Here is a 22,494-nt window from a genome sequence, read left to right as displayed (position 1 = left end):
GCAGCCATGCAGACAAACAATTAAATACATGCATTTACGTTATCTCTCCAGATTACGCCCTCTTTTTCTCGTATCATCGGCTGCGTTATTGGTACGAAAAGCGGATGAAATAAGGTATAAAGCGGCATGAAAATTCCAAATCGAATCCAACCGCTGGTTGATGATGGCCTGGTTGACGATGTGCTCCAAAGGCTGAAGAGCGGCAAAGAAGCCGACGTTTACACTGTGTTATGCGGTGGCAATATCCAATGCGCCAAAGTTTACAAAGAAGCATCACAGCGTAGTTTTAAGCAGGCCGTGCAGTACCAGGAAGGGCGAAAAGTCCGTAACTCTCGCAGCACCCGTGCTATGCAAAAAGGCTCGAAATTCGGGCGCAAGCAACAAGAGGAAACCTGGCACACTGCGGAAGTCGATGCGCTGTTCCGTCTTGCTAATGCCGGGGTACGTGTGCCGCAGCCTTACATGTGTCTTGACGGCGTGTTGTTGATGGAGCTAGTGACTGATGCCGATGGTGCAGTGGCTCCTCGCCTAAGTGATGTGACGCTGGATGAAGAGAGCGCTATTGCTGATTTCAATACCATGATCCGCAATATCGTGCGCATGTTGTGTGCAGGCATTGTGCATGGTGACTTGTCAGAGTTTAACGTGCTGCTTGATGCGCAAGGGCCGGTCATTATCGACTTGCCGCAAGCCGTCGACGCCGCTGCAAACAACCATGCTGAGTCCATGTTTGAGCGCGATGTGAATAACATCACCGAATACTACGGCCAGTTCGCCCCGCATCTGTTGAAGACTCGCTATGCAAAAGAGATCTGGGCGTTATATGAAGACGGGAAATTAACGCCAGAAACACCGTTGACCGGGCTTTTCGTCGAAGAGATCCATGATGTGGATATGGATTCATTGATTGATGAAATCATTACCGCAGAAGATGAGTATTACGACCGTCAACGGGCAGCCAAAGAGCGCGACCAACAGTACGAATGATGAATAAAAAAGCCCGCATAGCAAAAGTTATGCGGGCTTTGTTGTCTCTCCAACCTTAATCGCTAAGGGCAAATACTCTCAACTTAATGGTGGATAAATACAGTTCTTTCCTGATTCCTTCGCTTCATATAACGACTTATCTGCTGAAGCAACAATTTCATCCAGTGTTTTACCATCCCCGGAACTGGCTATTCCACAGCTAAATGTGACCGTTAGATTTTGCTCGCGCCATTTTCTGCGACTAACGGTATAACGCCAGCTATCAATAATTTCATAGCATTCAGCAAATGTGATTCCGCAGAAGATGGCGACCAGCTCTTCACCGCCAAAACGATAAATAGAATGAGTACCACCTAAACGTTCAAGCCCAATCTTACTTACATGCTGTAAAACGAAATCACCCGTCGGGTGACCATAGGTATCATTAATTTTTTTAAAGTTATCTAAATCAATCATCGCCAGATGGAAAGGTGTATTTGAACGAACCAGGTTAAGGGCGTCCTCTTCAAACCTGCGGCGGGAACCTATTTTCGTCAGGGTGTCGGTACTTGCAGCCTGTACTGCCTCTTTCAGAGTTTCATTTTTTTTAGCCAACCCCTGACATAACCCGGCAAAATTATGTGGCAACTCATTCACATCATCATTAATATTTTTATAAAGTGTATCGATCCACTGCTTAAAGTATGCTCTACAAATCAGGGCCATAATGAAATAGCAAAATATACAGGCCAGAATGACATATACCAGCACAATATAGGAATCGTTTAATAATTTATCGTACTCTTTAATATCAACCGAGGTGAAGGCAATCCAGTCGGGGTTTTGATAGGCCTGATAAAAAACAATCTTGTTGTTTACTTCGTCTCTAAAGTAGCCCGTAGAGTCTTTTGCTTCTCTAATCCACGAATCTGGTACGGTTCGGTTAAAAATATCCTTAACATTGGAGGACATAATTACAGAGCCATCCATTGCTGCGACCTTGAAGTGACCATTATAGGGGACGATAAGCCCCTGCATATTATTGCTCATAGCAATAAAACTCAGATCAAATGCAATATTCCCGATAAATTCAGAATGCTTGTCAAAGAGATTCATACTCACGCTTATCGATTTATCTTTCTTTTTTCCAGAGTTGGTTTTTTTTGCCGAAGTATAAGGTTCAGAGTAGAACACTTGATCTTTAAAGCCATCCCGGTGATACCAGGGGCGCGAACTTGGTTTATAATTTTCTAATTCAAAAGGTGGATAAAATTTGTAGTTATCTTGATTATCAGAAATGAGTACACTCGACAGCATTTCGTTTGCATTAACTAAAGATGGAATGAGTAAATTCAATTCAGCGTTATTAGAAGAAATGTACTGATTTATATCATATTTATCGATAACACCTGACAAGGAACTAAACAGGACATTAATTTTTCTTATTGGGTTTTCAATGCAGTTATGGGCGCTATTTGATGTAAACCTGTACATAGTTTCATCAAAATGATTTGATGTATTGATTCGAATGTAGAAGAAAGAATAAATAGAAATTAAAAAAAATGGCGCAAGTACAACAGAAATTGTTATTGCCAGAGCGCGTTTTGAAGTTAGTGTTAACATGAGTAAGGAATTCTTAGTTGTTATGCAAAGAAACAGCATAATTCAATAACTATTAAATAGACTTGATGTCTATGATTTAACCATTGCATTCTAAACAAATAACAAATCAATCACTTTTTAATACTCACAAACATGATAAACATCCAGTTAATCGGGCGACTATTATCGTATAACCTATTAAAATAGCAAGCAGTGCTACCCGTGTGGTGTTATTGCATGGTCACGAAAGCGAAGGTGCCCCCGGTAACGTGATTGACGCCTTTAGCCAAGTAGTTATCGGCGGTATCTGTATCGGTCTATTTTCCCATAACCTCGATGCTGGCCACTCATTCAAACAGTATGTTTTGCTGTCCATCGTTGATAGCCTAGTCGCGCAAATTCCTTCCCTGCTACTTTCTACTGCTGCAGCAATTATTGTGACCCGAGTGTGTGACAGTAGCGACATCAGTACTGAAACTAACACGCAATTCCTGGTGCGGAGCGGAACTATACGGAGAAATCGATGGGGTGCAGGATACAAACTCGGCTTATGATATGACGATTACCCTGATATTACCGGAGCAAAAAGCGAAGGCGGTGAATCTGGGTTATCAGGTGGTGGATTGTGCAAGCGTCGTCGCAACTCACGTCAATAAAATAGCGCGTAATTACTTGCCTGAGTTGTTTAATTACGACGAAATCACTCATCTACATCATCCCTTGAACCAGCAGGCACCTAAACTGGCAGAAGATTTGGTTGCCAACTTATATATCCTTTTCAGACCCTCTGTTTGGCTCTCATAGCTAACCCTGTACCAATTACTTCTCTGATATATATGACCAATAATAGTAAGATGATATAAACAATTAAGCATACTGCAATGTGTATAGATCATCACTTGAGGAGCAGTAGTAATATAATCATTATGTTATTCGTCATCTACAATGGTAAATGCCGTCCAATAAATGTCAGTAAAAACGGTAATAATACGTTTACTTGTCGTAGCCCCCTTATAGGTCGACATATTTTTCAATTAATTTTAGTAACACTGGCTTATGGCATATATCTTTGATGTTCGCACTCATAATGGTACAGCCATATTTTTAGGGCGATTAAAACTTCCCTTCAAAAGGCTCTACTACACTTTCAATGCAGCACTCATAGTACCCAGATCCAGGCCAGGTCCTATAGTTTGATATTCCTGCACCCCTTCATCGATGATCTACCGATCAAAAACTTCCAAAAAACCGTGCATTCCTTTTTCATTTATCGTCTCCTTAGCTCAGTAAAAGCACTCTATTGCCAATAGGAACAACATGACTATCGAGACTATTTCCCCCGCACAGGCCAAAATTCTGGTCGCCCAAGGAGCCGCGTTGATTGATATCCGCGAGCGGGATGAACATGCGCGTGAGAATATCCCTGAGGCGCATTTGCTCTCTCTTTCGGCCATTGAAAACGGTGACCGCCTTGGCCCGTTCGACCCTTTCGATACTGTGATTTTTCATTGCCAGTCCGGCATGCGCACCACGCAAAATGCTCAAAAGCTGGCTGATGCTGTGGCTCCGGCGAAAGTATTGATCCTCACTGGTGGGTTAGATGCCTGGAAGAAAGACGGGCAGGAAATTCTTGCGGATAAATCACAACCATTACCTTTGATGCGCCAGGTACAAATTGCTGCGGGTACGTTGGTGCTTGCAGGCGTAGTGTTGGGTTACGCAGTACATCCAGGTTTCTTCTTACTCTCAGGATTTGTCGGCGCAGGTTTGCTCTTTGCAGGTATAAGCGGTTTTTGTGGCATGGCGCGTCTGCTCGAAAAAATGCCGTGGAACAAACGTTAGGTTAAATCGACATATACCCTGCAGCTTTGGGCTATGGTTAACCATAGACGTTGTTTATTTATCTTCGTTGAAAGAGGAAAACTATGTTCAAACTAGGCGATCTGGTGCAGCCCAAAAAAGGCGGCCCAAAATATGAAGTTCTGGATGTTCAGGGAGATACTCTGTTCTGTACGCCCAGAAGCATTTTGACAGGCGAAACAGTCACCTTAAAGGCAGAAGACGTTGCGCTGTATAAAGAAGATGACGATTTTGGCGTTTGCTAATGCCTATCTCAGGCGGGTCTTGTTTTGCCCGCCAAACAACGTTTCTCAGTAACCTCTGTCGTAACCTGCAAAAAAGCATTTCACTGCGGTATCCGCATTCACTTCTTTGAAAAAATCAGCCACCAATTCTTTGTCGAGATTGTAGCGACGAGTCAACACCCCTGCTTCCCATGCGGCCCGTTGGCGGTCGCCCGTCTGTTCTGAAATACGATGGCTGAACCCCAGCACAAATCCGCGTTTATAGTCCGGGCAAAAACGAGTGACTCTGGTGACACTGTCAGCTTCACGGGCTTTGAGCCCTGCCATCAATCCCTTTCCAAAATGATTATCCACTTGAATGCTCCTGTTGATTACATCGCTATATAACAAATTATATAACGATTTTTCAGGCCCTGGATAGCCTTAAAAATGAGGCAACGCATGAAAAATTAACCATTTGATTTTAAATAAAAAATTAATAGCCAAACGACAAAATCAGGAAACTCTGCCTGAGATGTCTCATTTAGCGGATTTTATTGACGAAATGCCTTTAAATAAAAATTTATCACTAATTGTCTAATTGCATGCAGGGATATAATCTAGCCGCCATAAACAAATCATTTATTAGCACTACCATTTACACCAAATGGCAGTGTATATCGCTAATTATCATGCGGAGTTGGAATAATGTTTTCTCCTGAGTCACGCCTGCGCCATGCAGTCGCAGATACTTTTGCGATGGTAGTGTATTGCTCGGTTGTGAACATGATGATTGAAATCTTTCTCTCAGGCATGAGTTTTGAGCAATCACTCTCTTCGCGCCTGGTCGCCATTCCCGTAAACATCCTGATTGCCTGGCCATACGGTTTTTACCGTGATGCATTTATGCGTTTTACCAAACGCTACAGCCAGGCCAGTTGGGCGAAAAATCTCGCCGATGTACTGGCTTACGTGACGTTCCAGTCACCTGTATATGTTGCTATTTTGTGGTCGGTCGGAGCTGACTGGAATCAAATAGTCGCGGCGGTAAGCTCAAATATCATCGTCTCAATGCTTATGGGCGCTGCGTATGGCTATTTTCTTGATTATTGCCGTCGCTTATTCCGTATCAGCGGTTATCGAAGCGCAAAAGCAGAGGTGTGATAGCGTTGAGGTGTGAACCCAACAACGCCTCATTCGAATTAGTGCTCGCCAAATAAGCCAGACAAGTAACGTTCCAGGGCGACGCGTGAACTAAATCCATGCGGAATACCGTAATGCTGATGAGTTTCACCAGCCAGATAGAGTGGAAATTGCTGATAATGATCGCAGGTTTTTACATCTGTCGCAGGCTCTGCCAGAGTCTGGCTTCGTTCTTTTAACGTGGGGTGAATGATCAAAGCTGTTCGCCCCATCCGCGCCTCACGATTTACATAAACGTAGTTTTCCCCACGCCGGTATCCGTAGGTTTTCGGTGTCACTATATCCATGGTAAAACCGGCTTTTTCAAGAACGCGGGCCACCTCATCAGGTCGTAAATACATATTTTTTCCTCGTCATCTTCTATTGCAGCGCAACCTTACAATAACCAGCATTAGCAACGCTTTCAGATTAGTCCATAAAGACGGTGAAAGAGAGTGAACTGACTCATTACTAAAAATTATGGTCTACACTGAGTAGTACATCGCAAAAAGGGAGAAACCAATGTTTAACCGCGTAAATCGAAATGATGTAGACGAAGGCGTTGATGATATTAACCGTGACGTGAACCAACTGGCTGACACGCTGGAAGAGGTTCTTAAATCGTTCGGTAGCGATGTTAAAGAAGAAGGGGAAGCTGCCCGCAAAAAAGCGGAGTCTCTGCTTAAAGAGACAAGAGCTCGCCTTCATGGTCGCACCCGCGTAAAACAGGCTGCTTGTGATGCAGTAGGTTGTGCAGATACATATGTGCGCGATAAACCATGGCAGAGCGTGGGTATCAGCGCCGCTGTAGGTATTTTCATCGGGGCTTTATTAGCTTCCCGTCGATAATCCGAAAAGTGTAGTGATAATAAATATGCGTCTAACCCCGGAGCCACTTCCGGGGTTTTTTATATCCGTCATACCTCAAACCACATCTTTGTGGCTGTTTGATTTCAACTAATCGCATCGCGTAGTTGTTTAGCGGCTTTTAACGCCATAGTTTGTGAGGTGAGATTAGTAAAACTCATCAATATTCCCCCTTCCCCTTTTGAAACGATGCGCCAGTCGCTTAAAGCCTGCACCGCAAGCCCTGCCTCGCGTGCCTTAGCCACCAGTACACGGTCATCACCCTTTACGCGCATCACCAGTTGAATACCTCCCGCCTGTGGGACGACATCAAACCCCTGTTGTTGCAATGCACTCTCCAGCCATACTCTTCGCTCGCTGTAGCACAAACGCATCTTTTTCAGATGCCGCCAGAAATGCCCTTCGCGCAGGAAATCTGCAATGGTTTGCTGAATCAACAATGGAGCGGTGCATGGCAGAAAATGTGTGTGCTGTGAAAATGCCTCAACCTCCTGTTGCGGCACCACCAGCCAGGCGACGCGTAAAGCGGGAAACAAAGATTTGCTGAACGTTCCGGCATAGATAACGCGCTGCGGACCATCAAGGCTTTTTATCGGCGGCAGCGGTTTTCCATGGTAGCGGAACTCACTGTCGTAATCGTCCTCAACAATCCAGCTATGATTTGTCGCAGCCCAGTCAAGCAACTGGCGACGGCGAGTTATTGATAAAGCCACGCCCAGCGGGCTTTGATGAGCCGGGGTCAATAGTGCAAAACGCGCATCTGGGAAATGGTTAATACCATAATCAATCTGCATCCCTTCACCATCGACCGGCACCGGATGTAATGCCATGCCCGCTTCTGAAAATACCGGGCGCACATAGCGATAACCGGGATCTTCGAGCCAGATTCCGTCACCAGGTTTGGCAAGGGTATGCACAACCAGCCTCATTGCAGCCTGAAAACCTGCGGTGATAAAAATCTGCTCCGGCTGGCAGTCGATGCTGCGTGAGAAACGCAAATAATCGGCAATGGCCTGGCGCAATGTCGATTCCCCGTTCGCTTCGGGTAACACGAGATCGTAGCGTGTTTGCAGACGTAAGCGCCGTCCCATAATTCGCGACCACAATGCTCGTGGGAATGCATCCAGCGCGGGTAAACCCACCTGGAACGGACGTGGTGTACCTTGCGGTTGGCTGGTTGTCGTCTCGGGGTTATTTGCGCCTTTCGTCACCGACAAGCTGACAAAGGTCCCTGCCTGGCCGCGTCTTTCCAGCCACCCTTGTGCAACCAGCTCCCCGTAGGCATTTTCCACGGTTGCCCGGGCCACCCCAAGTTCCAGCGCCATAGTGCGACTTGATGGCAAGCGGCTTCCGGCAACCAGCTCGCCATCACTGATAGCCTGCTTAAGCTGCCTCGCGATTTGCTGGTAACGCGGAATCGAATGATGAGCACTCACTACGGGTTCAATCGACTTTGCCATTATGGCCTGCTTTATTAGTTAATTTATGGCTCTCTTTAGTAGTCCATCATAGTGTTAAATTGCCCGCACACCAACACGAGGATTACACCATGATTGAATTACGCCAGCCTTACTACGACCTTTCCCCAGCCGTATTCAAGCCAATGCTTCAGGCACTGAAAGGTCTGGAGTCGAGCTCACTCGGCTCGACACTGATTGAACTTGTTTTCCTGCGCGTCTCGCAAATTAACGGCTGCGCCTATTGCCTCGAGATGCACTCAAAAGCACTGCGCAAAGATGGCGTAGACCAGACCAAGCTAGATGCATTGGCGGGCTGGAAAGTGAGTAATCACTTCAGTGAAAAAGAGCGCGCGGCATTAGCCTGGGCCGAAGCCATCACTCTTATCACTGAAGGCGCGGAAGATGCGGTTTATCAGCCACTACTGCAATTCTTCACCGCACAAGAAATTAGCGATCTTACTTTCACTGCAAGCCTGATGAATGCGTTCAACCGCCTGGCGATCAGTATGCGTATGTAGTTTTTTCTGGTCGGATTGGCGCAGCGACGCCCGCACCATAGTGGTGGATTCGCTAGCGCTAATCCACCCTAAAAATTCTTTTTTCCCGCAACCCGCCCCGCTCATCACCTTTTCTATCCTTATTCAAAAATACTATATCTTGTATGGTTGATTATTTTATTACCCACATCTAGTATTCATACTCTCAACAACAGAGAGAATAAGAATCATGCGCATTACCATATACACTCGAAATGACTGTGTTCAGTGCCATGCCACCAAGCGGGCAATGGAAAGCCGTGGGTTCGATTTTGAGCTGATTAACCTCGATTTACACCCTGAAGCCGCTGATGATTTACGGGAAAAAGGTTTTCGCCAGTTGCCTGTTGTGGTCACTGAACAAGAGAGCTGGAGCGGATTCCGGCCGGATATGATCAACCGCCTGCGCTTACGAGCCACTGCATGAGCAACCTCGTCTACTTCTCCAGCACCTCGGAAAATACTCTGCGTTTTGTCGAACGCCTGGAATTACCCGCGCTGCGCATTCCGCTGGATTTCAAACAGCGGCTGATCGTTCCAGAGCCTTATATTTTGATAGTGCCAAGCTACGGCGGTGGTGGAATTGCCGGTGCCGTACCGCCCCAGGTCATTCGATTTTTAAATAATCCGACAAATCGCTCGTTACTGCGCGGTGTGATTGCCAGCGGTAATCGTAATTTCGGTGAAGGATTTTGCCGGGCGGGCGACGTGATAGCCCAGAAATGCCAGGTGCCGTATCTCTATCGTTTTGAGTTACTCGGCACCGAGCAAGATATTGAAAACGTGCGTAAGGGAGTCAACGAATTTTGGCAACGACAGAAGCTATCAGCGTAATGGCGACGGAAAGCGCGGATTATCACGCACTCAACGCCATGTTGAATCTTTATGATTCCGCAGGCCATATCCAGTTTGAGAAAGATAAGCTGGCGGTAGAGCAATTCCATAAACAACATGTGCTACCCCGTTCGCGCCAGTTTCCCCACCAGCAAGCCCGCCTCGACTATCTGGTGGCTGAAGGTTATTACGACAATGCCGTGCTACAACGCTATGACAGCCGTTTTGTTATCACGTTGTTTGAGAAGGCGCTCAACAGTGGTTTCCAGTTCCAGACATTTCTCGGCGCATGGAAGTATTACACCAGCTACACACTGAAATCTTACGACGGTAAAGAGTATCTGGAACATTTCCCGGACCGTGTGTGCATGGTGGCGTTAACACTGGCGCAGGGTAACGAAAACCTCGCCACGCAATTGATGGATGAAATGCTCAGCGGCCGATTCCAGCCTGCCACGCCCACTTTTCTGAACTGTGGGAAAATGCAGCGCGGCGAACTGGTGTCCTGCTTCTTGCTGCGAATTGAAGACAATATGGAGTCGATTGGTCGCGCGGTAAATTCCGCATTGCAGCTTTCTAAGCGTGGCGGTGGCGTAGCTTTCCTGCTCTCCAATTTGCGTGAAGTTGGCGCGCCGATCAAACGCATCGAAAACCAGTCATCCGGTGTTATTCCGGTTATGAAAATGCTGGAAGATGCGTTTTCTTATGCCAACCAGCTCGGTGCGCGTCAGGGCGCGGGCGCGGTTTATCTTCACGCCCATCATCCCGATATTTTGCGTTTTCTCGACACCAAACGCGAAAATGCTGATGAAAAAATTCGTATCAAATCGCTCTCGCTTGGCGTGGTGATCCCGGATATCACTTTCCAGTTGGCGAAAGATAATCAGCCGATGGCGCTGTTCTCACCGTATGACGTCGAGCGTATTTACGGCAAGCCGTTTGGTGATATTGCCGTCAGCGAACTTTACGAAGAAATGCTGGCAGACGAGCGTATTCGCAAGACCTTTATTAATGCGCGTGATTTCTTCCAGACACTGGCCGAGATCCAGTTTGAGTCCGGTTACCCGTACATTATGTTTGAAGACACGGTAAATCGCGCAAACCCGATTGCCGGGCGCATTAATATGAGCAACCTATGTTCAGAAATTTTGCAGGTGAACAGCGCGTCAACTTATGACGAAAACCTCGATTACGCGCAGATAGGCAAAGATATTTCCTGCAATCTCGGCTCACTGAATATCGCCCACACCATGGATTCCCCGGATTTTGGCAAGACGATAGAAACAGCGATTCGCGGCCTGACGGCGGTTTCCGATATGAGCCATATCCGCTCGGTACCGTCGATTGAAACCGGAAATGCCGCATCCCACGCCATCGGCCTTGGGCAGATGAATCTGCACGGTTATCTGGCGCGTGAAGGCATTGCCTACGGCTCGCCGGAAGGTCTGGATTTTACCAATTTCTATTTTTATACCGTGACCTGGCATGCAGTACGCACATCCAATTTACTGGCACGAGAACGCAAACAGCGCTTCGCTGGTTTCGAGCAATCACGTTATGCGAATGGCGAATATTTCCGCCAGTATCTGCACGAAACATGGCAGCCAAAAACCGAGAAGGTGCGCGCATTATTTGCCAAAGCCGGGGTCGCTATTCCCACCCGCGAACAGTGGCAGCAGTTGCGTGAGGATGTTATGGAATACGGCCTGTATAACCAGAATTTGCAGGCTATCCCGCCGACGGGTTCCATCTCTTATATCAACCACGCAACATCAAGCATCCACCCGATAGTGTCGCGTATTGAGATTCGCAAAGAAGGCAAAATCGGGCGCGTTTATTATCCGGCTCCGTTTATGACTAACGACAACCTGGAGTTTTACCAGGATGCCTACGATATCGGCCCGGAAAAAATTATCGACACCTATGCGCAAGCCACACGCCACGTTGATCAAGGTTTATCGCTGACGCTGTTTTTCCGCGATACCGCCACCACTCGTGACATTAATAAAGCGCAGATTTATGCCTGGAAAAAAGGCATCAAAACGCTTTATTACATTCGCTTGCGCCAGATGGCACTGGATGGAACGGAGGTGCAGGGCTGTGTGTCCTGCGCTTTATAAGGAGAAAACATGACTCAGTTAACCCGTGTAAGTGCCATCAACTGGAACAATATCGAGGATGAGAAAGACCTCGAAGTGTGGAATCGCCTGACCAGCAATTTCTGGTTGCCGGAGAAAATCCCACTGTCGAACGATATTCCGGCCTGGCAATCGCTCAGCGATGAAGAACAGCAACTGACTATCCGCGTGTTTACCGGATTGACGCTACTGGACACTATTCAGAATACGGTTGGCGCGCCGGTATTAATGAATGATGCGATCACGCCGCATGAAGAAGCCGTTTTGTCTAACGTGAGCTTTATGGAAGCGGTGCACGCCCGCTCCTATAGCTCGATTTTCTCAACGCTTTGCCAGACTAAAGATGTTGATGCGGCGTATGCGTGGAGCGAAGAAAACCCGCCGCTACAACGTAAGGCGCAAATTATCCTCGCTCATTACCACGCCGATGACCCATTGAAGAAGAAAATTGCCAGCGTATTTCTGGAATCATTCCTTTTCTATTCTGGATTTTATTTGCCGATGTACTGGTCGAGCCGTGGCAAATTAACTAACACGGCTGACCTGATTCGTCTGATTATTCGTGACGAAGCGGTGCACGGTTATTATATCGGTTACAAATTCCAGAAAGTGCTGGCACAGCAAAGCATTGAGCGCCAGACCGAGCTGCAAAACTTTGCCCTCGATTTGCTGATGGATCTTTACGATAACGAAGTCGCTTATACCGATGCGCTTTACGGTGATGTGGGTTGGCAGGAAGAGGTGAAAGCCTTTCTTTGCTACAACGCGAATAAGGCGTTAATGAACCTGGGTTACAACGCGCTATTCCCGCCAGAAATGGCAGAGGTGAACCCAGCGATACTGGCAGCACTCTCCCCCAATGCGGACGAGAATCACGACTTTTTCTCGGGTTCTGGCTCATCGTATGTAATGGGGAAAGCGGTGGAAACAATCGATGAAGATTGGGATTTCTAAAACCTTCATACTTCGAGCCGCAGGTGCGTTGACTGCACCCGCGCACCCCAGTCACATAGTTATCTATGCTCCTGGGGACTTGCGGCTTTGTCGCCTTCCCTCAACTCGAATTATTTTGGTTTCTTATCGTAATTTATGCCAAATAAACCGCACATTTCTGGCGTTGATATTTTAATTAAATACTACAAAATTGCTGTTTACATTTTTGCCTGAATATCGCGCTATTCAGGCAAATTTCGCCTTCGCTTACAAAAAATATCATCTTTCTCTGATTTGCCCTCAGCCCTTTACTCATGGGAAATTCTGCCCACTCAAGCCGCGTGGATATTGGATATATCAGAAATCGAGGGTTGTCTCAGATTCTGAGTATGTTAGGGTATATGCAGTGAATATTTCCATCAGGAATTGTGTATAAATATATAAATACAGGAATAACTTTATTGCATGGCAATTAAACTTGAAGTGAAGAATTTATATAAGGTATTTGGTGAGCACCCACAGCGCGCATTTAAATATATTGAAAAGGGTATTTCAAAAGCTGAACTACTGGAAAAAACAGGGCTGTCGCTTGGCGTAAAAGACGCCAGTCTGGCAATTGAAGAAGGCGAGATTTTTGTCATCATGGGGTTATCGGGTTCCGGTAAATCCACCATGGTTCGCCTTCTCAATCGCCTGATTGAACCAACCCGTGGGCAGGTACTGATTGATGGCGTTGATATCGCCAAAATATCAGAATCAGAACTCCGCGAGGTTCGCAAAAGTAAGATCTCCATGGTATTCCAGTCATTTGCTTTGATGCCTCATATGACAGTGTTAAATAACACTGCCTTTGGCATGGAATTAGCGGGAATTCCGTTGAAAGAGCGTCAGGAAAAAGCGCTGGATGCGTTGCGTCAGGTAGGGCTTGAAAATTATTCCCACGCTTATCCTGATGAGCTTTCTGGCGGTATGCGCCAACGTGTTGGTTTAGCCCGTGCATTGGCAATTAATCCAGATATATTATTGATGGATGAAGCCTTCTCCGCACTCGATCCATTAATTCGTACTGAAATGCAGGATGAATTAATTAAATTACAGGCTAAACACCAACGTACCATTGTATTTATTTCCCACGATTTAGATGAAGCAATGCGTATTGGTGACCGAATTGCCATTATGCAAGGTGGTGAAGTAATACAGGTCGGCACACCGGATGAAATTCTCAATAATCCGGCAAATGATTATGTACGCACCTTCTTCCGCGGTGTGGATATTAGTCAGGTATTTAGCGCTAAAGATATTGCGCGCCGAAGCCCTGCTGGTCTGTTGCGTAAAACCGCCGGTTTTGGCCCTCGTTCTGCGCTGAAATTGCTGCAAGATGAAGACCGTGAATTCGGTTATGTCATCGAACGCGGGCAAAAATTCCTCGGTATTGTCTCGACCGACTCTCTTAAAGCCGCACTCGCTGCGGGCGAGGGTCTGGACACAGCTTACCTCGAAACGCCAGCGGCAGTTTCCGCTGATACGTCTCTGAGCGAGTTGCTCACCCATGTCGGCCAGGCTCCATGCGCGGTTCCGGTTATTGGGGAAGAGAGTCAGTACGTGGGTATCATCTCAAAAGGGGTGCTACTCCAGGCGTTAGATCGTGAAGGGGTAAGTCAATGAGTGAAGCAAATCCGTGGGATACCGGCAGTGCGGCTGCCGACACAACAACCAACCATGCCGCTGCAACCGCAGATGCATGGGGCAGCCAGGCGGCATCCACGCCTGCGGCAAGTGGCAGTGCAGACTGGCTGAATTCAGCTCCTGCGCCACAGCCAGAACATTTTAACATTCTGGATCCGTTCCATAAGACGCTGATCCCGCTCGATAGCTGGGTAACTCACGGTATCGACTGGGTGGTGACGCACTTTCGCCCGGTGTTTCAGGGCATTCGCGTGCCGGTGGATTATATCCTCAGTGGCTTCCAGCACTTCTTGCTGGGGATGCCTGCACCAGTTGCCATCATCCTGTTTGCGCTGATTGCCTGGCAGATGTCGAGCCTGGGTATGGGTATCGCAACGTTGATTTCACTGGTGGCAATTGGCGCGATTGGCGCCTGGTCACAAGCTATGGTGACGCTGGCGCTGGTGCTGACGGCCCTGATGTTCTGCATGATAATCGGCCTGCCGCTAGGGATTTGGCTGGCACGCAGCGAACGGGCAGCAAAAATAATTCGCCCCTTATTGGATGCGATGCAAACCACCCCAGCGTTTGTTTATCTGGTGCCAATCGTAATGCTGTTCGGTATCGGTAACGTGCCTGGCGTGGTGGTGACGATTATCTTTGCCCTGCCGCCAATTGTGCGCCTGACGATTCTGGGTATTAAGCAGGTGCCGGAAGATCTAATTGAAGCCTCGCGTTCGTTTGGCGCAAGCCCGCGCCAGATGCTGTTCAAGGTTCAGTTACCGCTGGCGATGCCGACCATTATGGCGGGCGTTAACCAGACACTGATGCTGGCACTTTCGATGGTGGTTATCGCCTCGATGATTGCCGTTGGTGGTCTGGGCCAGATGGTTCTGCGCGGTATTGGCCGCCTCGATATGGGTCTTGCGACCGTCGGCGGCGTCGGCATTGTAATTCTTGCCATTATTCTCGACCGCTTAACTCAGTCCATTGGCCGCGATTCGCGCAGCCGTGGCAACCGCCGCTGGTTCAATACCGGCCCAATTGGTCTTTTGACCCGTCCCTTCATCAAATAAACATGATGGCGGCATTCGTGCCGCCTCACGCCCATCACCAAAACAGGAATAACGATGCGACACACGACTCTTTTCGCGACAGCTCTTGCCACACTCGTTACCACCAGCACTTTTGCCGCTGACTTGCCGGGTAAAGGCATTACGGTTCAGCCCATTCAAAGCACCATTTCTGAAGAATCCTTCCAGACACAGCTTGTCAGCCGTGCCCTTGAAAAACTGGGTTACACCGTAAACACGGCAAGCGAAGTGGATTACAACGTGGGTTACACCTCGATTGCTTCTGGCGATGCCACATTTACCGCAGTGAACTGGCAGCCACTGCATGACGATATGTATGCCGCCGCGGGTGGCAGTAACAAGTTTTATCGCGAAGGCACCTATGTGACCGGCGCGGCGCAGGGTTATCTCATTGATAAAAAGACCGCAGATAAATACCACATCACCAACGTTGAGCAGTTAAAAGATCCGAAGATTGCCAAACTGTTCGACAGCAACGACGATGGCAAAGCCGACATGATGGGTTGTACGCCGGGTTGGGGTTGTGAAGCGGTGATTAACCATCAGAACGAAGCCTATAAGCTGGCCGATACGGTAACGGTTAGCCACGGTAATTATTCAGCGATGATGGCGGATACCATTGCACGTTACAAAGAAGGCAAACCGGTACTGTATTACACCTGGACGCCTTACTGGGTGAGCGATGTGCTCAAACCAGGGAAAGATGTGGTGTGGTTGCAGGTGCCGTTCTCGTCCTTGCCGGGTGAGCAAAAGAACATCGACACCAAACTGCCGAACGGCGCGAACTATGGTTTCCCGGTGAACACCATGCATATCGTGGCAAACAAAGCCTGGGCCGAGAAAAACCCGCAGGCGGCGAAACTGTTTAGCCTGATGAAACTGCCGCTGGCGGATATCAATGCCGAGAATGCGATGATGCATAACGGTAAATCCTCAGAAGCGGATATTCAGGGTCACGTTGATGGCTGGATTAAAGCGCACCAGGCACAGTTTGATGGCTGGGTGAAAGAAGCATTAGCGACGAAGTAAAACTTGTTATGGCGGGAGATGCACATCACCCGCCAATTTCCTACCGCACAATCTAACCCCTGCTTGCCTCAATTTTCGCTATCATTCGCGACCTGTCATTACCAACCGAAGAATAAGAATGAAAAATACTCACCACGGACTCAGCCCCGCGCTCATCGTCCTGATGTCTATCGCCACGGGTCTGGCCGTTGCCAGCAACTACTACGCGCAACCGCTGCTCGATACCATCGCCAATGCGTTTTCCCTGTCGATTAACCAGGCCGGATTTATTGTTACCGCCGCGCAGCTGGGCTATGCGGCAGGCTTGCTGCTTTTGGTACCACTGGGCGATATGTTTGAACGCCGCAGTTTGATTGTGTTTATGACGCTGCTTGCCGCAGGCGGCATGGTGATCACCGCACTGAGCCAGACGCTGTGGGTGATGATTCTAGGCACCGCGCTAACCGGTTTGTTCTCGGTGGTTGCACAAATTCTGGTGCCGTTGGCGGCCACGCTCGCCGAGCCAGAAAAACGCGGCAAAGTCGTCGGCACGATTATGAGCGGGCTGCTGCTCGGCATCTTACTGGCGCGAACCATTGCCGGGTTGCTGGCGAGTCTCGGCGGCTGGCGTACCGTTTACTGGGTTGCCAGTGTTCTCATGGTTTTGATGGCTTTAGCCCTGTGGCGCGGCTTGCCGAAAGTGAAGACTGAAACGCATCTGAATTATCCCCAATTACTCTCTTCCGTATTCGGCCTTTTTATCAAAAACCCGCTGCTGCGAACGCGCGCGCTGTTGGGCTGCCTGACGTTTGCCAACTTCAGCATTCTGTGGACGTCGATGGCATTTTTATTGGCTTCGCCACCGTTTAACTTCTCTGAAGCTACGATTGGCCTGTTCGGCCTGGCGGGTGCCGCGGGTGCGCTGGGCGCTCGTCCAGCTGGCGGGTTTGCCGACAAAGGCAAAGCGCATCTCACCACCACAATTGGCCTGGTGCTGCTACTGCTGTCATGGATTGCTGTCGCCATGGGTCAGTTCTCTGTGATAGCACTTATCATCGGGATTCTGGTGCTGGATTTAACGGTTCAGGGTGTGCATATCACTAATCAAACCGTTATTTATCGCATGATGCCGGATGCACGAAATCGCCTGACAGCCGGTTACATGACTAGCTACTTTATTGGTGGTGCCGCAGGTTCAGTTATTTCTGCCAGTGCTTATCAACATGCTGGATGGAATGGCGTTTGCGCGGCAGGTGCCATCATCGCCCTACTAAATTTAGTAGTGTGGTGGCGTGGCTATCACCGTCAGCCGTGATGGCACTAATCCTTTACATTCCCCTTGAATAATTTGGGGTATTAAGGGTCGTACCAGTCTGTTAAGGTTATCCCTGTTTGTTCATTCGAGTGACATTAACGTCAGAAATAGATAAATAGTTAATATGGATAGTCCTGCAGAAGTTCCATTAAATAATAATCAAAACGATGCTACCTGGGCTGAAGGGCTGAAAGACAGTTTACCGATTGTCATCAGTTATATCCCGGTAGCATTTGCGTTTGGGCTGAATGCCACAAAGCTAGGATTTACCCCATTCGAAAGTCTATTTTTCTCCTGCATTATTTATGCAGGCGCTAGCCAGTTTGTTATTACCGCATTACTGGCTGCGGGTAGCTCACTCTGGGTTGCAGCATTAACAGTAATGGCAATGGATGTGCGCCACGTCTTATACGGCCCTTCCCTGCGCCAACGAATCACTCGCCAGCTAAGTAAACCTAAAACCGCGATTTGGGCCTTTGGCCTGACCGACGAAGTGTTTGCTGCCGCAACAGCGAAACTGGTCCGTGATAATCGTCGCTGGAGCGAAAACTGGATGATCGGCATCGCATTCAGTTCGTGGTTTTCATGGATATTGGGCACCGCGTTAGGTTCATGGTCTGGTAATGGTTTGCTGGATAACTTCCCGGCAGTAGAAGCAGCGTTAGGCTTTATGCTGCCTGCCCTATTCCTGAGCTTCTTGCTGGCGTCATTCCAGCGTAAGCAATCCTGGACTGTTACCGCATCGCTTGCTGGCGCGCTGTTGGGCATCACGCTGGTTTCGATTCCAGCGTCCATCCTCGCAGGCATTGTCTGTGGCTGTCTGGCGGCACTGATTCAGGCGTTTTATCAAGGAGAACCGGGATGAGTACACAAGTACTTTTGCTGGGTCTGCTGGTCGGGCTTGCCAACTATCTATTCCGCTATTTACCTCTGCGTATTAGGGCAAATTCGACACGCCCAGCCAAACGTGGTGCGACTGGCGTACTGCTCGATAGCATTGGTATCGCGTCAATTTGCGCTCTGCTGGTGGTCTCAAGTGTGCCGGAGATCATGCACGATGCGCAGCGTCTGGTCCCTACGTTAATGGGCTTTATCATTCTCGGGCTGAGTTATTACAAGACTCGCAGCATTATTATCCCGACGTTATTAAGTGCTCTGGGTTATGGATTAACCTGGAAACTCATGATGGTGATCGCCGTCTGACGATAAAAAACGTATAAACAATACATTTACTTTATTTGTCACCATCGTTATTATATCGACCGCAACTAATGAGGTTATGCCAAAATGGATAGTTCGTTTACGCCCATTGAACAAATGCTAAAATTTCGCGCCAAACGCTACGAGGAATTCCCATATCAGGAAGTTCTGCTGACGCGCCTGTGCATGCACATGCAGGGCAAGCTTTTGGAAAACCGCAATAAAATGCTGAAAGCTCAGGGCATTAACGAGACGCTATTTATGGCGTTGATCACTCTTGAATCACAGGAAAACCACAGTATTCAGCCTTCAGAATTGAGCTGTGCTTTGGGTTCTTCCCGTACCAATGCGACCCGTATTGCCGATGAGCTGGAAAAGCGTGGCTGGATTGAACGCCGTGAAAGCGATAACGATCGCCGCTGCCTGCATCTGCATTTGACCGAAAAAGGTCAGGAATTCATACGTCAGGTGTTACCGCCGCAACACCACTGCCTGCATGAGCTGTGGTCTGCGCTGAGCGGTACGGAGAAAGAGCAGTTGGAAAATATTACCCGCAAACTGCTGACCCGCCTTGATGAAATGGACGAAAACCAGACTGTACTTGAAGCCGTGCGCTAAGTGCTGTCATCGCGTGAAATCGTAATACCCCAAAAAAGATGAATACCGACAGGCCAGCAACTCACCTTGCTGGCCTGTTGGGTCTAACAGGTCGGCTCAGCCGATCACTATAATAAAAAAGTGTGGAGATAAGCATGAGCGCACATGCGGAGACTCAAACCCCGCAACAGCCGGGTAACAAGAAAGGCAAACGTAAAGGTGCCTTACTTGTATTGACCCTGCTGTTTGTAATTATTGCTGTGGCATATGGGATTTATTGGTTTTTGGTGTTACGTCACTACGAAAATACGGATGATGCGTATGTGGCCGGTAATCAGGTACAGATAATGTCCCAGGTTTCCGGAAGCGTAACCAAAGTTTGGGCTGAAAATACCGACTTCGTTAAACAGGGCGATGTTCTGGTGACGTTAGACCAGGCTGACGCTGAGCAAGCTTTTGAGCAGGCACAAACCGTGTTGGCTTCAAGCGTGCGCCAGACACGTCAGTTAATGATTAATAGTAAGCAGTTGCAGGCCAATATTGCGCTGCAAAAGACTTCGCTTGCTCAAGCTCAAAGCGACCTTAATCGCCGCGTACCTTTAGGTAACGCAAACCTGATTGGCCGTGAAGAATTGCAACACGCCCGAGATGCCGTCGCGACGGCTCAAGCGCAACTGGATGTTGCCATTCAACAATACAATGCAAACCAGGCCATGGTTCTGGGTAGCAAACTCGAAGAACAGCCAAGTGTTAAACAAGCGGCTGCCGAGTTGCGTAACGCATGGATGGCGCTAGCCCGCACCAAAATTGTCAGCCCAATGACCGGCTATGTTTCACGCCGCGTTGTTCAGGTTGGTGCGCAAATTAGCCCAACAACTCCTCTGATGGCTATCGTGCCAGCAAGTGGTTTGTGGGTAGATGCGAACTTTAAAGAGACCCAGCTTGCGCATATACGTATCGGCCAACCTGCAACGGTTGTCAGTGATATTTACGGCGACAAAATTGAATACACTGGCAAGGTCGTAGGCCTGGACATGGGTACCGGCAGCGCGTTTTCACTGCTCCCGGCACAAAACGCTACCGGCAACTGGATCAAAGTCGTTCAGCGCCTGCCAGTACGTATTGAGCTTGATGCGAAGCAACTTCAAGAACACCCGCTACGTATTGGCTTGTCCACATTAGTTACCGTGGATACCAGCAACCGTGAAGGCAGTATTCTGGCTAACAAGACGCGTCACTCTCCGGTGTATGAAAGTAATGCGCGCGAACTCAACCTGGCACCTGCTAATGAGCTGATTAATAACATCATCCAGGCCAATGCGGGTTAACAAAGCGGAGGTTGTATGGCACAACAAAAACCGCTAGAAGGGGCACCGCTGGTCATCATGACCATCGCCTTGTCATTGGCGACCTTTATGCAGGTGCTGGATTCTACCATCGCCAACGTGGCCATTCCGACCATTGCCGGTAACCTTGGCTCATCTTTGAGCCAGGGGACCTGGGTTATCACTTCATTTGGGGTGGCCAACGCCATCTCAATTCCTATCACCGGGTGGCTTGCTAAGCGCTTTGGTGAAGTGAAGTTGTTTATGTGGTCGACGATTCTGTTCGTGCTGGCTTCATGGGCTTGCGGCGTGTCCAAAAGTCTGGAGATGCTGATCTTCTTCCGCGTTATCCAGGGGATCGTTGCCGGGCCGTTGATTCCGCTTTCGCAAAGTCTGTTGCTCAATAACTACCCGCCTGCTAAGCGAAGTATCGCGCTGGCGCTGTGGTCGATGACGGTCATCGTGGCACCGATTTGTGGGCCAATTCTCGGTGGCTTTATCAGTGATAACTACCACTGGGGTTGGATCTTCTTTATCAACGTGCCCATCGGGGCGGTGGTCGTTCTGCTGACGATGCAAACCTTGCGTGGGCGTGAAACCAAAACCGAGCAGCGCCGTATTGATGCCATCGGCCTTGCGCTGTTGGTGGTGGGTATTGGTAGCCTGCAAATCATGCTCGACCGCGGTAAAGAGCTGGATTGGTTTAACTCAACAGAAGTGGTCGTTCTGACAATCGTCGCGGTGGTGACGATAAGTTTCTTGATTGTCTGGGAGCTAACGGACGACAACCCGATAGTCGACTTGTCGTTGTTTAAGTCGCGAAACTTCACCATTGGTTGCTTGTGTATCAGTCTCGCCTACATGCTCTACTTCGGCGCAATTGTGTTGCTGCCGCAGCTATTGCAGGAGGTATATGGCTACACGGCAACCTGGGCAGGTCTGGCATCGGCACCGGTCGGGCTTCTTCCTGTGCTGCTGTCGCCGATTATCGGGCGTTTTGCTCATAAGCTCGATATGCGAAGGCTGGTGACATTCAGCTTTATTATGTACGCCGTCTGTTTCTACTGGCGTGCATATACCTTCGAGCCGGGAATGGATTTCGGCGCATCGGCCTGGCCGCAGTTTATTCAGGGCTTCGCTGTGGCATGTTTCTTTATGCCACTGACGACAATTACACTTTCCGGGTTGCCGCCTGAGCGTATGGCCGCTGCATCGAGTTTGTCGAACTTTACCCGAACCCTTGCCGGTTCGATTGGTACGTCGATAACCACGACGCTCTGGACTAACCGCGAGGCGTTACACCACGCGCAGTTAACGGAGTCCGTTTCACCGTTTAACCCAAATGCACAGGAGATGTATTCAAAACTGGAAAATCTGGGGATGTCACCGCAACAAGCCTCTGGCTATATTGCGCAGCAGATCACCAATCAGGGGCTGATTATCTCAGCCAATGAGATTTTCTGGGTTTCTGCAGGAATATTTATTCTATTGCTGGGTTTAATCTGGTTTGCCAGACCACCGTTTGGTGCCGGTGGTGGCGGCGGCGGAGCGCACTAAGTCAGAAATACTAAAGGGGCCGATTGGCTAATGCCGGTCACTTAAGGTGACCGGCATTGTTTTTTAAGGGATATTTCGACCTTTTTTCTCTCACTTCCCTTGCATATTCACGCTCACGCCTCGAGGGGAGTTTTAGCATCGCTGCGTTGCTG

General features: G+C 48.6%; 23 protein-coding genes and 1 pseudogene. 20 read left to right on the top strand and 4 right to left on the bottom strand.

Annotation, left to right across the window (positions count from 1 at the left end; genetic code table 11):
- Nucleotides 1-126 precede the first annotated feature (126 nt).
- A complete protein-coding gene (locus tag LVQ79_RS21130) occupies nucleotides 127-987 on the top strand; it encodes a PA4780 family RIO1-like protein kinase (protein WP_232866644.1) in 861 nt (286 codons plus the stop codon).
- 78 nt (nucleotides 988-1,065) lie between these two features.
- Here LVQ79_RS21130 and LVQ79_RS21125 read toward each other — a convergent pair whose 3' ends face one another.
- Nucleotides 1,066-2,589, bottom strand: coding sequence for a sensor domain-containing diguanylate cyclase (locus LVQ79_RS21125; RefSeq protein ID WP_232866641.1), 1,524 nt, complete (start codon nucleotides 2,587-2,589; stop codon nucleotides 1,066-1,068).
- A gap of 272 nt (nucleotides 2,590-2,861) precedes the next feature.
- On the opposite strand from LVQ79_RS21125, the pseudogene LVQ79_RS21120 reads away from it, so the two are divergent.
- The 3 genes and pseudogenes from LVQ79_RS21120 to LVQ79_RS21110 all read left to right on the top strand — a co-directional run.
- Nucleotides 2,862-3,336 (top strand): annotated as a pseudogene (locus LVQ79_RS21120) (FHIPEP family type III secretion protein); the annotation flags it as partial.
- Nucleotides 3,337-3,885: 549 nt separating this feature from the next.
- Nucleotides 3,886-4,410, top strand: coding sequence for a rhodanese family protein (locus tag LVQ79_RS21115; RefSeq protein ID WP_154152856.1), 525 nt, complete (start codon nucleotides 3,886-3,888; stop codon nucleotides 4,408-4,410).
- An 83-nt stretch (nucleotides 4,411-4,493) separates the two neighbouring features.
- Complete coding sequence (locus LVQ79_RS21110) at nucleotides 4,494-4,673, top strand: GDFGVC terminal motif YodC-like protein (RefSeq protein WP_232866639.1); 180 nt, start codon at nucleotides 4,494-4,496, stop codon at nucleotides 4,671-4,673.
- Nucleotides 4,674-4,718: 45 nt separating this feature from the next.
- Here LVQ79_RS21110 and LVQ79_RS21105 read toward each other — a convergent pair whose 3' ends face one another.
- Complete coding sequence (locus LVQ79_RS21105) at nucleotides 4,719-5,006, bottom strand: DUF2623 family protein (RefSeq protein WP_232866637.1); 288 nt, start codon at nucleotides 5,004-5,006, stop codon at nucleotides 4,719-4,721.
- A gap of 333 nt (nucleotides 5,007-5,339) precedes the next feature.
- Here LVQ79_RS21105 and alaE point away from each other — a divergent pair, with 333 nt between their 5' ends.
- Nucleotides 5,340-5,795 (top strand): L-alanine exporter AlaE, encoded by a 456-nt coding sequence (gene alaE / locus LVQ79_RS21100; protein ID WP_064513254.1) that lies wholly within the window; start codon nucleotides 5,340-5,342, stop codon nucleotides 5,793-5,795.
- Nucleotides 5,796-5,833: 38 nt separating this feature from the next.
- Here alaE and LVQ79_RS21095 read toward each other — a convergent pair whose 3' ends face one another.
- A complete protein-coding gene (locus tag LVQ79_RS21095; RefSeq protein WP_064513255.1) occupies nucleotides 5,834-6,175 on the bottom strand; it encodes a DUF2002 family protein in 342 nt (113 codons plus the stop codon).
- Nucleotides 6,176-6,335: 160 nt separating this feature from the next.
- On the opposite strand from LVQ79_RS21095, the gene LVQ79_RS21090 reads away from it, so the two are divergent.
- Entirely contained in the window at nucleotides 6,336-6,662 is a 327-nt protein-coding gene (locus LVQ79_RS21090; protein ID WP_034457412.1) for an ElaB/YgaM/YqjD family protein, read from the top strand.
- Between the two features lie 104 nt (nucleotides 6,663-6,766).
- On the opposite strand, the gene pdxR is transcribed toward LVQ79_RS21090, so the two are convergent.
- The gene (gene pdxR, locus LVQ79_RS21085) at nucleotides 6,767-8,098 is read right to left on the bottom strand and encodes a MocR-like pyridoxine biosynthesis transcription factor PdxR (protein ID WP_232866673.1); all 1,332 of its coding nucleotides are present in this window, start codon (nucleotides 8,096-8,098) and stop codon (nucleotides 6,767-6,769) included.
- Nucleotides 8,099-8,229: 131 nt separating this feature from the next.
- Here pdxR and LVQ79_RS21080 point away from each other — a divergent pair, with 131 nt between their 5' ends.
- The 14 genes from LVQ79_RS21080 (at nucleotide 8,230) to emrB (ending at nucleotide 22,342) form a co-directional block, all read left to right on the top strand.
- Entirely contained in the window at nucleotides 8,230-8,658 is a 429-nt protein-coding gene (locus tag LVQ79_RS21080) for a carboxymuconolactone decarboxylase family protein (protein WP_232866635.1), read from the top strand.
- A 208-nt stretch (nucleotides 8,659-8,866) separates the two neighbouring features.
- Nucleotides 8,867-9,103 carry a glutaredoxin-like protein NrdH gene (gene nrdH, locus LVQ79_RS21075; protein ID WP_151995085.1) on the top strand — a complete coding sequence of 79 codons (237 nt, stop codon included), beginning with the start codon at nucleotides 8,867-8,869 and terminating at the stop codon, nucleotides 9,101-9,103.
- Nucleotides 9,100-9,510: a class Ib ribonucleoside-diphosphate reductase assembly flavoprotein NrdI gene (gene nrdI / locus LVQ79_RS21070; RefSeq protein WP_232866632.1), complete on the top strand. Its 411-nt coding sequence runs from the start codon at nucleotides 9,100-9,102 to the stop codon at nucleotides 9,508-9,510. The genes nrdH and nrdI overlap by 4 nt, the downstream gene beginning before the upstream one ends.
- Nucleotides 9,483-11,630 (top strand): class 1b ribonucleoside-diphosphate reductase subunit alpha, encoded by a 2,148-nt coding sequence (nrdE, locus tag LVQ79_RS21065; protein WP_232866629.1) that lies wholly within the window; start codon nucleotides 9,483-9,485, stop codon nucleotides 11,628-11,630. Before nrdI ends, nrdE begins: the two co-directional genes overlap by 28 nt.
- A 9-nt stretch (nucleotides 11,631-11,639) precedes the next feature.
- Nucleotides 11,640-12,602 (top strand): class 1b ribonucleoside-diphosphate reductase subunit beta, encoded by a 963-nt coding sequence (nrdF, locus tag LVQ79_RS21060; protein WP_232866626.1) that lies wholly within the window; start codon nucleotides 11,640-11,642, stop codon nucleotides 12,600-12,602.
- Nucleotides 12,603-13,046: 444 nt separating this feature from the next.
- Complete coding sequence (gene proV, locus LVQ79_RS21055; RefSeq protein ID WP_232866624.1) at nucleotides 13,047-14,246, top strand: glycine betaine/L-proline ABC transporter ATP-binding protein ProV; 1,200 nt, start codon at nucleotides 13,047-13,049, stop codon at nucleotides 14,244-14,246.
- The gene (gene proW, locus LVQ79_RS21050) at nucleotides 14,243-15,322 is read left to right on the top strand and encodes a glycine betaine/L-proline ABC transporter permease ProW (RefSeq protein ID WP_064513270.1); all 1,080 of its coding nucleotides are present in this window, start codon (nucleotides 14,243-14,245) and stop codon (nucleotides 15,320-15,322) included. The genes proV and proW overlap by 4 nt, the downstream gene beginning before the upstream one ends.
- Nucleotides 15,323-15,376: 54 nt before the next feature.
- The gene (gene proX / locus LVQ79_RS21045) at nucleotides 15,377-16,369 is read left to right on the top strand and encodes a glycine betaine/L-proline ABC transporter substrate-binding protein ProX (RefSeq protein ID WP_151995079.1); all 993 of its coding nucleotides are present in this window, start codon (nucleotides 15,377-15,379) and stop codon (nucleotides 16,367-16,369) included.
- Nucleotides 16,370-16,487: 118 nt separating this feature from the next.
- Nucleotides 16,488-17,663: an MFS transporter gene (locus LVQ79_RS21040; protein ID WP_232866621.1), complete on the top strand. Its 1,176-nt coding sequence runs from the start codon at nucleotides 16,488-16,490 to the stop codon at nucleotides 17,661-17,663.
- 124 nt (nucleotides 17,664-17,787) lie between these two features.
- Complete coding sequence (locus tag LVQ79_RS21035; protein WP_232866618.1) at nucleotides 17,788-18,528, top strand: AzlC family ABC transporter permease; 741 nt, start codon at nucleotides 17,788-17,790, stop codon at nucleotides 18,526-18,528.
- Nucleotides 18,525-18,866 carry an L-valine transporter subunit YgaH gene (ygaH, locus tag LVQ79_RS21030; RefSeq protein WP_232866616.1) on the top strand — a complete coding sequence of 114 codons (342 nt, stop codon included), beginning with the start codon at nucleotides 18,525-18,527 and terminating at the stop codon, nucleotides 18,864-18,866. The genes LVQ79_RS21035 and ygaH overlap by 4 nt, the downstream gene beginning before the upstream one ends.
- Before the next feature lie 84 nt (nucleotides 18,867-18,950).
- The gene (mprA, locus tag LVQ79_RS21025) at nucleotides 18,951-19,481 is read left to right on the top strand and encodes a transcriptional repressor MprA (protein ID WP_064513278.1); all 531 of its coding nucleotides are present in this window, start codon (nucleotides 18,951-18,953) and stop codon (nucleotides 19,479-19,481) included.
- 134 nt (nucleotides 19,482-19,615) lie between these two features.
- The gene (gene emrA / locus LVQ79_RS21020) at nucleotides 19,616-20,788 is read left to right on the top strand and encodes a multidrug efflux MFS transporter periplasmic adaptor subunit EmrA (protein ID WP_232866614.1); all 1,173 of its coding nucleotides are present in this window, start codon (nucleotides 19,616-19,618) and stop codon (nucleotides 20,786-20,788) included.
- A 15-nt stretch (nucleotides 20,789-20,803) separates the two neighbouring features.
- Complete coding sequence (gene emrB / locus LVQ79_RS21015; RefSeq protein ID WP_232866611.1) at nucleotides 20,804-22,342, top strand: multidrug efflux MFS transporter permease subunit EmrB; 1,539 nt, start codon at nucleotides 20,804-20,806, stop codon at nucleotides 22,340-22,342.
- Nucleotides 22,343-22,494 lie beyond the last annotated feature (152 nt).

This window comes from Buttiauxella cochleicola, assembly GCF_021282405.1.
In the GTDB taxonomy this organism is placed as follows: Bacteria; Pseudomonadota; Gammaproteobacteria; order Enterobacterales; family Enterobacteriaceae; genus Buttiauxella; species Buttiauxella massiliensis.
The sequence above is the reverse complement of the archived record's forward strand: the minus strand, read 5'-3'. Positions and strand labels throughout refer to the sequence as shown.